Here is a 12,727-nt window from a genome sequence, read left to right as displayed (position 1 = left end):
ACCCTCCTCGCGTCGAGTCCGTAGTGTGCATGTTGTGACGCGGAGCACAACGACGTGCAGCCGCGCCGGGACATCGAAAGCGAGATCGTCGTGAAGAGCACCATGCAGGACACCCCACTGTCCATCGGCCAGCTGGTTCGATTCGGGACGTCCATCCACTCCTCGGCCGAGATCACCACGTGGACCGACACCGGCCCCACCACGGTGACATTCGGGGAGTTGGGCAGGCGGGCAGCACAATTGGCTCACGGCCTGAGGTCGATAGGGATCGACGATGATCAGCGAGTCGCGACATTCATGTGGAACAACGCCCCGCATATGGAGGCCTACATGGCGATTCCGGCGATGGGCGCAGTGCTGCACACCCTGAACATCCGACTCTTCCCCGAGCAGCTCACTTACATCGTCAATCATGCCGAGGATCAGGTGATCATCGCCGACGCGAGTCTGCTCCCCCTGCTGACGCCGTTGCTGCCGACGTTCGAGACCGTGCGACACCTCGTGGTCGTTGGGGTCGACCCGGCGCAGGTCACTGCACCCGACGGTATCGAGGTGCTCGGCTACGAGGACCTGCTGGCGGGCAACCCGGAGGAGTTCGATTGGCCCGAACTCGACGAACGGTCAGCTGCCGCAATGTGTTACACCTCGGGCACCACCGGTGATCCCAAGGGGGTCGTGTACTCGCATCGTTCGATCTACCTGCATTCCATGCAGGCGTGCATGACCGACGCAATGGCAATTGCGCAGTCCGACAAGGTGTTGGCCATCGTGCCGATGTTCCACGCGATGTCGTGGGGGCTCCCGTATGCGGCGCTGATGGTCGGTGCGTCCCTGATCATGCCCGACAGGTTTCTGCAGCCGGCTCCGTTGGCAGAGATGATGTCGACGCTTCGTCCGACGGCGGCGGCTGCTGTCCCGACGATCTGGCAGGCCCTGCTCGCTCATCTGGACGAGCATCCGGCGGATCTGTCGAGTCTGCGTGATGTGGTGGTCGGCGGTGCCGCATGCCCACCGAGTCTGATGAAGGCATTCCACGAGAAGTACGGCGTCCACATCTCGCAGGCATGGGGCATGACCGAGACGTCACCGCTCGGCACCTCCGGTAGGCCCGACGCGGGACTATCGCCGGAGGACGAGTTCGACTTGCGTTGCACACAAGGCAGATTCGTTGCCGGCGTTCGGGCACGACTCGTCGACGACGCCGGAACGGTCCTGCCGTGGGACGGGAGGACCGTCGGCGAGCTCGAGGTCCGTGGCCCGTGGATCACCGGCAGCTACTACCGCGCCGACGCGGACGACAAGTTCGACGACGGTTGGCTGCGAACCGGTGACGTGGGCACCATCTCCGAGAACGGCTACCTCCGCCTGACCGATCGCTCCAAGGACATCATCAAGTCCGGCGGTGAATGGATCTCCTCGGTGGAACTAGAGAACCAGGTGATGGGACACCCGGCCGTTCGCGAGGCCGCGGTCATCGGTGTGCCCGATCCGAAGTGGGACGAGCGGCCACTGGTCGCTGTCGTCGTGCGCGAGGGTGCGTCGGTGACGGCCGAAGAATTGAAAGAGTTCCTCGACAGCCGCGTCGCGCATTGGCAGTTGCCGGAACGATGGACCTTCATCGACGAGGTCCCGAAAACGAGCGTCGGCAAGTACGACAAGAAAAGGCTGCGGAGTTCCCACGCCGACGGTGCGTTGGAGGTCATCGAACTGGTCTAGCTCCAGCCGATACGCCTCTCACGATTGGTGCCGTCAGTGCGTTGTCGGCGGGCCCATTCCCAACGAGGCGAGAGTCATGTCCGCAACTCGTTCGAGTTGATCCCGAGTCGACCCGTCTCGGGCACGTTGCGACATGCCCTGGATGACGACGCCGATGAATTCCGCTGTGTCGAGAGGTGCCGACGACTGCGGCAGGATTCCGTCGGCGGCGTTCTCCGAAATGCGTTGTGCCAACAGTGAGACGTTGGCATTGCGTATGTCGCGCAGCCGATCTGCGATGCTCTGGTTGGCCTCGGTGACCCCGACGGCCGAACTGATGATCAGACAGCCCCCCGGACAGGACTCATCGGTGTAGTGCGATGCTGCCTCGTACAGCAGTCTGGAAATGAGTTCGGCAGCGTTGGGCTCCTCGGCAAACGCCCGGCCCATGAAGTCACCGCGGGTCGCGAGGTAACGGTCGATAGCAGCGAAGAACAGCTCTTCCTTGCCACCGAATGCGCTGTAGAGACTTGGCGGGTTGATGCCCATAGCACTGGTGAGCACGGAGACGGAAGTGCCCTCGTACCCGTGCCGCCAGAAGGCCAACATCGCTTTGTCGAGCGCGGCGTCGACGTCGAACTTCCGGCCCTGCCCGCGAACCCCGGCCATTGTTCCCCCTCCCTCTCGCGCATTGCACTGCTCGGTGTGGCCGAGCTTACTCGTATAGCGATCGATACACGAATAGCCTAGCCTCGGACAGGTCGCGCTACGTGAACGAGAGGAAGTCGAATGAAAGCTGTTGTCATCACCGGCAAGGGTGGACCCGAGGTACTCACAGTCGCGGAGATCGACGAGCCCGACGCAGGCTCGGGCGACGTCACCGTGTCGGTGGCTGCGGCAGCCGTCAATCCGGTCGACATCAAGACCCGCTCGGGATTCCTGCCTATCGAACTGACGTACCCCGCGGTCCTCGGTTGGGATCTGTCCGGCACCGTCGTCGCCGTCGGACCATCGGTCACCCGATTTGCACCAGGCGACAACGTGATCGGAATGATCACGCAACCAGCGCACCGCTTCGGCACCTCTGCCGAGCGAGTCGTCGCCGACGAATCACTGTTCGCGCACGCACCTATCGGCATCAGCCTCCAGCACGCCGCAGCAATCCCACTCGCCGCCCTCACCGCCATGCAACTCATCGACAAGATCACCCTCCCTGCGCATTCGACGGTCTTGGTGACGGGTGCGGCCGGTGCGGTGGGCGGCATAGCGTCGGCGCTTCTGTCGATCCGCGGCCACACCGTCGACGCTGTCGCGCGGAAGTCCGATACCGAAAACCTCCTCGCACACGGTATGCGCAGGGTGTTCACGAGTCCCGTCGACCTGCCTGCGGGCGCTTACGACGCCGTGGTCGATACGGCCGGCATCGTCGACGCCATCGACAGCGTGCGCGACGGCGGAGCGTACGTCTCGATCGAGGACGGAAATCAGCCCGAGCCACAGCGCAACATCACGCCGAGTAAGAGCTACGTGAACGAGGACGGGCTGGGGCTCGAGAAATTCGTCTCGCCCGTCTCCGCGGGGACGATCACTGTTCCGGTCGCTCGCGAATGGGAATTCGACCAAGCCCCACAGGCACATTCGCTGCTGGCCGCCGGTGGAACACGAGGAAAGGTGTTGTTGATCCCATGATCGGTGATGCTCGACCCGTCCCCGGTGCGCTATGAAATACGGAATCAATCTTCCCAACTTCGGGCCGCAGATCGACCCGGACGGAATTCTCGCGTGGGCGCGCACTGCCGAATCCGCTGGTTTCGACAACGTGCTGCTTTCCGATCACGTCGTACTGACCGAAGACGCTCACGGCCGCTCGCCGTCACCCTTCTACGAATGCCTGGCGACGCTGTCGTGGCTCGCGGGTCAGACCGAGTCCATTCGCCTCGGCAGCGGGGTACTGATCGGAAGCCATCGCCATCCGGCGCATCTGGCTCACGCGACCGCCACAATCGACCGGCTCAGCGGTGGACGACTCATCGTAGGAGTGGGCGTCGGTTGGACGACCCAGGCATTCGATGTGCTGGGTGTTCCCTTCGACCGGCGAGGTCGAATGACCGATTCGACGCTCGAAACTCTGCGTGCAGCATGGTCTTCCGAAACGTACGGGGCCATGGGAGCAAGCGGCACACCCCGCCGAGTTCACACTGGACCGCTACCGCTGCAGACACCGCATCCGCCACTGTGGATCGGTGGCAACGGTGCAGCCGCACTCGACCGGACGAACGCGTTGGGCACCGGCTGGCATCCCCTACACCCCACCCGGCAGCAATGCATCGATGGATCCCGCGCGCTGAACGATGGTAAGGAGTTCGTCCCGCGGATCTTCTTCCTACCCTCTGACGCTTCGGTGCAATCGCCGAACCGCCCGCTCGGCTACGGGTCCATCGAACAAATTCTTGAAGACGTTCAGTTCCTCGCCGAACTAGGCACCGAGACAATCGTTCTCGACACCGACCCTGGAGACCAGAAGCTTCGAAGTTTCACTGCCCACGATCTCGAACTAGTTCGATACGCAGGCGACGTGTTGGGGATGTGAGTCACACGCTCGACAGTGCGAACTATCCGCTCCAACCCCAGTTGTAGGGGTTCACCACGATTCGATACCAGACATCGGTGTCCGCAACGTTGGTGCAGGGCACCAGGATGTACGACTGTGATGCTTGCTCGAGCGACAACGCCTTGTTGCAGAAGTACTGTGCGCCTTCGCCGGATTGCTCCGCGCGATAGACGGGGCCGTAGTGCCATTCGTCGGCACTTGCGGTCGCAGCCCCCATCGTGGCACCGGCGGCGAGCGGAAGCGCCAGAAGTCCGGTCAATACGGCAATACGTCGGCTGATGCGGTTCATTCGAGGGCCTTTCGTGGCGGCACGTCCTGCACAACGTCGCCGGCCGTGGTCCGGCCACCGACTCGATCCGTTCATTGGTGACGTCGCTCGACGGCCGAGTCGCGTTACCGCTCGCGAGAACGACGGTCCCGCAGCCCTATCGAACTCGGTATACGGCTTGTCGGCGTCGTCGACGACCGGGACCGTCCTGGGCACACACAGCTATTCACATTGCGGGCCAGTGATGTACCCCTGCTCGCAGCCATACTGCGTTTGTATGTCACCGCTGGTGGGTTCTTCTCCGCAGAGGACGCCGCAGCGCTCATACCCGTTGACGACACCATCGCCGTTGCGGTCTTCGGATTCGTTGTACGGATAGCCGGATTCCTGTGACGGCACCGTAGCTGTACACCTCGGATCGTTCACCGCATAGGACCCATCGGTGAAGACCGCGGTACCGCCGTAATCGCAGTATCTGAACTCGGGAGGTGCAGGGGCGACGTATGTGTCGCATTCGGCTTCGTATCCCGTCGTTCCGTCTGAATATAAAGCTGTGCCGGACTGGTACAGGCCCAAGTCTCCACATTGAAAGGTGACCGGTTGGGGCTGAGGAACGGGTGCCTGCGTGGGTGGTGGCGGCGGCTCGACGGTGAGGGTTGGCGGTGCGGATGCCGGACTGGACCCCCTCGACACGGGGGGATTGTCGCTCGGAGGCTCGGTTGCGCCGTCGTTTGAGCAGCTCAGGCATGCTAGAGCGATTGCGATGACTGCAATGGACAATCTTCTCGACATAGCCACTCCGAACGAATCAGATAGCGTGGGCCCGTCCCCGACCACAGGCAATGTCGATCCAGTATGGCAATTGACTGGACGCTGAAGCGCTTGATTCGACACCCGACATCTGGAGATACGCCTTTGATCCCGGACACAGGGGTGGCGACACGGGATGAATGCGGTGCCGCACCTCGGCTGTCCGAGCGCAGTCCGGATGCAACCGCCAAAGATCCTGGCTGCGAGTGCCTGCTCGGATTTACAGCGAGCTAGCTCAGGACACTACGAAGTGCGAGAGGATCGCTTGAACCTCGTAGATGTCGACCTGCTTGGTGAACTGCTTCTGGATAGGAACCGCGTTGCCCGAAATCCAGATTTTCAATTCGGCGTCCAGATCGAAAGTACCGGCAGTTTCGACAGCGAAGTGTGTGATCGAGCGGTAGGGCACGCTGTGGTATTCGACTTTCTTGCCGGTCAGACCTTGTTTGTCGATCATCAGTAGACGACGGTTGGTGAACAGGAAGGCGTCTCGGACCAACTGGTACGCCGCGTGGATTTGCTCGCCACCGCCGAGTAGCCGGCTGTACTCCTGATGCGCTGCGACAGGATCGATCTTTCCTGCGTTGCCGATCAGACCGTCCATGAAGCCCATGTGCTCACGCCTCTTCCGCCCAGTCCGCCGCGTGCGGACACCTGAAATCTAGTCGCTGACGAATCCACTCTCGTTACCGCACACTCACTTGACCAAGATCTGGATTGGTGCGATCACTCCGAAGTACAGACGCTCTCCGTGCCGATCTGTGCAGCTCGACAGCGTGGCCGCGGTCGCGGATGCTCTGGGGTGCGATATCGCACTGCTCACGCGCGCCGGATCGTTTGTGCCACCGCTGGATCCGACATGATTCAAGCACTCGAGCTACGAGAGGTCGATGCAGCCGATGCCTACCAGGGAAGACCCCTTCTTCCCGATTTACTGACCCGCTCGGGAAACGACATGGTGTTTCGATACGACAGCACCTACCTCGACGACTCCTCTGCGTCGGATCGTCACCGAGGCCCGAATTGACGGTCTCCCGCATCCCCCAGTCCTGGCACGATGATGCCCTGATCGTTGAGCTCATCATCGACGGCGGCACACACCACACGGACGGGATGTCCTGACTTCTCCAGCGCGGCAAGGCCTTCAGGTGTGACGACGACGCACACGACGACCACGTCGGTTGCTCCACGTGCGACGAGCAAGTCGATCGTCGCGGTCATGGACCCGCCTGTGGCCAACATCGGGTCGAGAACGAACACCGGCGTGCCGGCGAGATCTGCGGGGAGAGACTCGAGGTACGGCACCGGCTGCAGTGTCTCTTCGTCTCGCGCCATGCCGATGAATCCCACACCGGATCGCGGAATGAGCGCACTCGCCTGCTCCACCATGCCCAGCCCGGCCCGCAGAACCGGCACGAGCAGAGGTGGATTCGCCAACCGAACACCCGTGGTGCGGGCAACCGGGGTGTCGACCTCGAAGGTGTCCACCGGGGCATCACGCAAAGCCTCGTACACCAAGGTGTGTGTCAGCTGCCGCAGCGCCGAACGGAAGGTCGCGTTGTCACTGTGGACGTCGCGCATCGTCGTCAAAAGCGCTGCGGTCAAGGGATGGTCGACTACGTGGGTATCCATGGTCGCAGATTATGGGCCCCTCGTCGGCCATCCGTCCACACGGCTCGCGCTCGCTCGAACTGTCCGAAAGCGACCCCTCAGCGTCGGCAACTTTTGCCCACGACGGAGCCGCGACCGGCACGTTGACTCGGACGCATGACGCTTCGCAACGATCGATTCGAGTTCGACACCGACATCGCTCCCCTGTCTCGGAACGCAATCCGATGACGGTCGGACCGCTCTCCGACTGCCTGGTCGTCGACCTGTCGCGGGCACTCGCCGGACCCCATGCCGCGATGATGCTCGGGGACCTCGGCGCGCGAGTGATCAAGGTCGAATCGCCCAGCGGCGGTGACGACACGCGAAGCTGGGGGCCGCCCTTCGTCGCCGACGACGAGGGCGATCGACACTCGACGTATTTCCTCTCGTGCAATCGCAACAAGGAGTCCATTGCACTGGACCTGAAAGCTGTCGACGGCCGAGAAACGCTCACCGCATTGATCCGCCGCGCCGACGTGCTCGTCGAGAACTTCCGCCCCGGCGTTCTCGCTCGCCTCGGCTACAGCATGGAGGCATTGCACGAGCTGAACCCCCGTCTGGTGATCCTGTCGATCACCGGTTTCGGCCACGACGGGCCAGAAGGCACGCGCCCCGGTTACGACCAGATCGCTCAGGGCGAAGCAGGATTGATGTCCCTGACCGGGCCGTCGAAGGACGAACCCACTCGGGTCGGCGTTCCCATCGGTGATCTGCTCGCCGGAATGAACGGCGCATACGGCGTCGTGGCCGCATTGCACGAGCGCAACACCACCGGACGCGGCCGCGTCGTGCGAACCAGCCTGTTGGCCTCCATCGTCGGGGTGCACGCATTTCAAGGCACTCGCTACACCGTCGCCGGCGAGGTGCCCCGCCCCACCGGCGGACATCACCCGTCGATCTGCCCGTACGGTCTGTTCCACTCGTCCGAGGGGCTGGTTCAGATTGCCGTCGGCAGCGAGGGACTGTGGCAACGCTTCGCTCCCGCATTCGGATTGGACCGTCCGGAGTGGGCCACCAACCCCCAACGGGTTGACGACAGAGAGGCCGTCATCGCCGCTGTCGATGCCGTTTTCGCGGACTGGCCGACCGACAAGCTTCTCGGACTACTCGGCGAGCTGGGCATACCGGCCGGACGTGTCCGTGATCTGGCCGAGGTCTACACCTGGGAACAGACCCGGTCGCAGGGACTGATGATCGACGTCGACCATTCGGCCCTGGGCACCATCACGTTGCCCGGCCCACCGCTGCGCATGGACGAGGATTGCGAGGGTGCCGCTATGCGCACGACGCACGCAGCCCCGCCGACCCTCGACCAGCACGGCGACTCGATCCGCGCCTGGCTCGAGACGACGCCATGACCCGCACCGGCGCGCCGGCACGGCTCGGCGCGCTCGAACTCGTCGAGATGGTCGTCGACGCCGGCAGTTTCGTCCGGTGGGACACCGACCCGCTTCCCCCGATCGGGGTGCACGGACCGGCGGATCAGGGCTATCTCGACGAGCTGGCCGCGGCCCGTGAAACGAGCGGCTGCGACGAGTCGGTGCTGACCGGCGAAGCCACCCTCGCAGGGCGCCGGGTGGCACTCGTCCTGTGCGAGTTCGGGTTTCTCGCAGGCTCCATCGGAACGGCGGCCGCCGAACGATTGGTACAGGCCGTCGAAAAGGCGACGGCAGAACAGCTTCCGCTGCTGGCCTCGCCGACCTCCGGCGGAACACGGATGCAGGAGGGCACGGTTGCCTTCTTGCAGATGGTCAAGATCTCGGCGGCTATCGCTGCGCACAAGTCGGCGGGTCTCGCCTACGCCGTCTACCTTCGTCATCCCACGACCGGTGGAGCACTTGCCTCGTGGGGCTCACTCGGCCACGTCACTGCGGCCGAACCGGGTGCGCTCCTGGGCTTTCTCGGTCCGCGCGTGTACCAGGCGCTGTACGGGGAGAAGTTTCCCGAGGGAGTGCAGACAGCCGAAAACCTCGCCGCTCGTGGCCTGGTCGACGCGGTGGTCCCTCCCGAGCAACTCCGTGAGGTTGCCATTTCGGCGCTCGCCGTCCTGTGTGCGCCACACGAGCCACCTCCGCCGGTTCCGAACATCCCGTTGGAGCACCTCGACGATGTGCCTGCTTGGGAATCCATCCGTCGTTCTCGACGGCCGGAACGGCCGGGAGTACGCCACCTCGTGCGATCGGCCGCGAACACGGTGACGACGTTGCAGGGCACCGGAGCCGGTGAGATCGAGCCCGGATTGTTTCTGGCCCTGGCCAAGTTCGGGGCCTCGGCGTGTGTACTTCTCGGCCAGGACCGCACTTTTGCCGATCAGCCGTTGGGTCCCGCCGGCCTCCGGGAAGCGCGACGCGGAATGCGGCTGGCGGAAGAGCTGCAACTACCCCTCGTCACTGTGATCGACACTGCCGGTGCCGCGTTGAGCAAGGAGGCCGAAGAAGGTGGCCTCGCGGGCGAGATCGCCCGCTGCTTGGTCGAACTCACGACACTGAAGGCACCGACGATCTGCCTGCTGCTGGGCCAGGGTGCCGGCGGCGGCGCACTCGCACTGCTCCCGGCCGACAGGGTGCTGTGTGCTCAGCACGGTTGGCTGTCGCCACTGCCGCCGGAGGGCGCATCGGCGATCAAGTTCCACACCACCGACCGCGCAGCCGAGATGGCAGAGGAGCAGGGCGTGCGCAGCCTGGACCTGCTCCGTAACGGCGTCATCGACCGGATCGTGGCCGAACGGCCGGATGCCTCCGACGAACCTGCGGCGTTCCTGTCTCGCCTCGGTACCGTGCTCGAACACGAGTTGGCCGTACTCCTCGCCGCCGACCCGGCCGCCCTGGCGACCTCCAGGCTGCAGCGCTACCGCTACTTGGGGATGTCCGATAACCAAAAAAGTGCGCTGATTGGGCAAAGCTTGCCAGTGCACCCCCGGTCCAACGGTCGATAACGTTCGTGGGGCGAGCCCCCGCCGCGCGAACGCCGGCCGACTCTGCAGTACCCACAGATCCCGATGAAGGAGATTTCAGTGCCCGACGCAATCGAGGTCCGCAAGGTCCCGCTCCACAACGTGTCCGATGCCAGCGAGCTGGCGAAGCTCATCGACGACGGGGTGCTCGACGCCGACCGGGTCATTGCAGTCATCGGTAAGACCGAAGGCAACGGCGGAGTCAACGACTACACCCGCATCATCGCCGACCGAGCATTCCGCGAAGTGTTGTCCGCGAAAGGAACTCGCAGCGCACACGACGTCGGCGAGGTTCCGATCGTCTGGTCCGGTGGCACCGACGGAGTCATCAGCCCCCACGCCACCATCTTCGCGACCGTACCGTCGGACAAGGCAGTGCAGACCGAGGAGCCGCGCCTGACGGTCGGCGTCGCGATGAGCGAGCAGTTGATGCCCGAGGACATCGGCCGCACCGCGATGATCACCAAAGTGGCTGCGGCAGTCGAGGATGCGATGGCCAACGCAGGCATCACCGATCCCGCAGACGTGCACTACGTGCAGACCAAGACCCCGCTGCTGACGATTCACACCATCCGTGACGCCAAGAGCCGTGGCAAGACCGTCTGGACCGAGCAGACCCACGAGTCGATGGATCTGTCCAACGGCGGCACCGCTCTCGGTATCGCTGTCGCACTCGGTGAGATCGATATGCCGACCGACGAGGACGTCATGCACAGTCGTGAGCTGTACTCCTCGGTGGCATCGTGCTCCTCGGGCGTCGAGTTGGACCGCGCGCAGATCGTCGTCGTGGGTAACACTCGCGGAATCGGCGGCCGGTACCGCATCGGACACAGCGTGATGAACGACGCGCTCGATCAGGACGGCATCTGGAACGCGATCAAGGATGCCGGTCTCGAACTTCCCGAGCGGCCGCACACGAAGGATCTGGGCGGCAAGCTCGTCAACGTCTTCCTCAAATGCGAAGCAAGCCAGGACGGTACGGTCCGTGGACGACGCAACGCCATGCTCGACGATTCCGACGTCCATTGGCACCGCCAGATCAAGGCGTGCGTCGGCGGCGTCACCGCGGCAGTGACCGGCGACCCAGCGGTCTTCGTGTCGGTCTCGGCAGCGCACCAGGGCCCCGAAGGTGGCGGCCCCGTCGCCGCGATCGTCGACCTCGGATAGCGCCGGTTTCGATATCGAACAGCGCCGCGCGAACCCGACATTCTCGGGTTCGCGCGGCGTCCGGCCCTCCCTGCTTCTGCGTCTCTCTCGAACGAAGGAACCACCATGGCAACCACCGTCGGACCCGCTGCCGAACTTCTGATGTCCGACGCGGTCGAGCTCAGCGGCAAGATCAAGCGCCGCGAGGTCTCGTGCGTCGAGACCATGACGGCGTACCTCGACCACATCGAGGCACACAATCCGACGGTCAATGCCATTGTCGCCCTGCGTGATCGCGACGAGCTGCTGGCCGAGGCACGCGAGCGGGATCGGCAGCTCTCGGACGGGCAGTATCTCGGGTGGATGCACGGATTTCCCCATGCGGTGAAGGATCTGTCGGCAGCCCGAGGGCTACCGTTCACATCGGGGTCACCGATCTTCGCCGATCGCATCGCCGACGCGGACGATCTGTTCGTCGCCCGCGTGAAAGCGGCCGGTGCCATCGTGATCGGCAAGACCAACACACCGGAATTCGGGTTCGGATCTCAGACGTACAACCCGGTGTACGGAACCACCGTCTCGCCCTACGACACCTCGCGCACTGCAGGCGGAAGCAGCGGAGGTGCGGCGGCAGCCTTGGCACTACGCATGCTGCCCGTCGCCGACGGCACCGACTACATGGGATCGCTGCGCAACCCCGCAGCCTTCAACAATGTGGTCGGTTTTCGCCCGTCGTGGGGACGCATTCCCGAGCCGGGCTTCATCGCACAGGGCGCTGTCGCCGGACCGATGGGCCGATCGGTCACCGATGTCGCACATCTGCTGTCGACGATGGCGGGCCCGGATGCCAACGCGCCCCTCGGAATCGACGAGGATCCGGAGATCTTCACCCGCACTCTCGAACGCAGCTTCCGCGGTGCCCGCATCGCGTGGGTCGGAGACTGGAACGGTCACCTGGCTACCGAACCCGGTGTCCTCGATCTGTGCGAGTCGTCGTTCACCGTCTTCGAGGACCTCGGCTGCGCAGTGGAGAGCACCGTGCCGTCGTACGACCCGGCGAAAATCTGGGACTCGTTCCTGACGTGGCGGTGGTGGGCGCAGCTCGGGATGGCCGATCTGTACGAGAACCCGCGCACGAGGGAGCTGATGAAGCCCGAAATGCTGTGGGAGATGGAGCATGCCGTCGCATTGACCGCACTCGATGTCACCAAGGCAGCGCAGGCTCGCAACGACTGGCAGAGCGCACTGACGACATTGTTCGAGACCTACGACTTCGTTCTCGCGCCCACCGCTCAGGTGTTCCCGTTCGACAAGGACCAACATTGGCCGCAGTCCATCGCGGGTCGACCCATGGACACCTATCACCGGTGGATGGAAACGGTGGTGCCCTGGACGATGACCGGTGTTCCTGCCGCCGCCGTCCCGGTCGGGTTCGACGATCGCGGTCTGCCGATGGGTGTTCAGATCATCGGCAGGCACGGTGCCGACCGGGCGGTTCTGCAGCTCGCCTATGCCTACGAGCAGGCCTCGCGGTGGGTCGAGCGCGTTCTCCCGCCGGCACTGCACGTCGGCTGATCCCCCGCCGTCGCGACAT

At 64.1% G+C, this 12,727-nt stretch carries 11 protein-coding genes; 7 read left to right on the top strand and 4 right to left on the bottom strand.

Annotation, left to right across the window (positions count from 1 at the left end; all coding sequences use genetic code 11):
* Positions 1-90 precede the first annotated feature (90 nt).
* Positions 91-1,716, top strand: a complete 1,626-nt coding sequence (locus CH281_RS12510) for a long-chain fatty acid--CoA ligase (RefSeq protein ID WP_032406985.1) — start codon at positions 91-93, stop codon at positions 1,714-1,716.
* A 33-nt stretch (positions 1,717-1,749) separates the two neighbouring features.
* Here CH281_RS12510 and CH281_RS12505 read toward each other — a convergent pair whose 3' ends face one another.
* On the bottom strand, positions 1,750-2,364 hold the full coding sequence (locus tag CH281_RS12505) for a TetR/AcrR family transcriptional regulator (protein ID WP_032364370.1): 615 nt from the start codon (positions 2,362-2,364) through the stop codon (positions 1,750-1,752).
* Between the two features lie 120 nt (positions 2,365-2,484).
* Here CH281_RS12505 and CH281_RS12500 point away from each other — a divergent pair, with 120 nt between their 5' ends.
* Positions 2,485-3,384: an NADP-dependent oxidoreductase gene (locus tag CH281_RS12500; protein ID WP_032406904.1), complete on the top strand. Its 900-nt coding sequence runs from the start codon at positions 2,485-2,487 to the stop codon at positions 3,382-3,384.
* Between the two features lie 31 nt (positions 3,385-3,415).
* Positions 3,416-4,285, top strand: coding sequence for a TIGR03619 family F420-dependent LLM class oxidoreductase (locus CH281_RS12495; RefSeq protein WP_032406905.1), 870 nt, complete (start codon positions 3,416-3,418; stop codon positions 4,283-4,285).
* 22 nt (positions 4,286-4,307) lie between these two features.
* Here CH281_RS12495 and CH281_RS12490 read toward each other — a convergent pair whose 3' ends face one another.
* From CH281_RS12490 to upp, 3 genes are all read right to left on the bottom strand, one after another.
* Entirely contained in the window at positions 4,308-4,595 is a 288-nt protein-coding gene (locus CH281_RS12490; RefSeq protein WP_032406906.1) for a hypothetical protein, read from the bottom strand.
* A 1,024-nt stretch (positions 4,596-5,619) separates the two neighbouring features.
* Positions 5,620-5,997: a PH domain-containing protein gene (locus CH281_RS12480; RefSeq protein WP_032384880.1), complete on the bottom strand. Its 378-nt coding sequence runs from the start codon at positions 5,995-5,997 to the stop codon at positions 5,620-5,622.
* A 395-nt stretch (positions 5,998-6,392) separates the two neighbouring features.
* Positions 6,393-7,016 (bottom strand): uracil phosphoribosyltransferase, encoded by a 624-nt coding sequence (gene upp / locus CH281_RS12470; protein ID WP_032393066.1) that lies wholly within the window; start codon positions 7,014-7,016, stop codon positions 6,393-6,395.
* A gap of 203 nt (positions 7,017-7,219) precedes the next feature.
* Here upp and CH281_RS12465 point away from each other — a divergent pair, with 203 nt between their 5' ends.
* The 4 genes from CH281_RS12465 (at position 7,220) to CH281_RS12450 (ending at position 12,708) form a co-directional block, all read left to right on the top strand.
* Positions 7,220-8,392, top strand: a complete 1,173-nt coding sequence (locus CH281_RS12465) for a CaiB/BaiF CoA transferase family protein (RefSeq protein ID WP_032364454.1) — start codon at positions 7,220-7,222, stop codon at positions 8,390-8,392.
* A complete protein-coding gene (locus CH281_RS12460) occupies positions 8,389-9,969 on the top strand; it encodes a carboxyl transferase domain-containing protein (protein ID WP_094694408.1) in 1,581 nt (526 codons plus the stop codon). The genes CH281_RS12465 and CH281_RS12460 overlap by 4 nt, the downstream gene beginning before the upstream one ends.
* A 78-nt stretch (positions 9,970-10,047) precedes the next feature.
* Entirely contained in the window at positions 10,048-11,154 is a 1,107-nt protein-coding gene (locus CH281_RS12455; RefSeq protein ID WP_094694440.1) for a ring-opening amidohydrolase, read from the top strand.
* A gap of 105 nt (positions 11,155-11,259) precedes the next feature.
* The gene (locus CH281_RS12450) at positions 11,260-12,708 is read left to right on the top strand and encodes an amidase (protein WP_032384967.1); all 1,449 of its coding nucleotides are present in this window, start codon (positions 11,260-11,262) and stop codon (positions 12,706-12,708) included.
* Positions 12,709-12,727: the final 19 nt, after the last annotated feature.

Origin of the sequence: Rhodococcus sp. 06-221-2, assembly GCF_002258365.1 — a bacterium.
Lineage (GTDB): Bacteria > Actinomycetota > Actinomycetes > Mycobacteriales > Mycobacteriaceae > Rhodococcoides > Rhodococcoides fascians.
The sequence above is the reverse complement of the archived record's forward strand: the minus strand, read 5'-3'. Positions and strand labels throughout refer to the sequence as shown.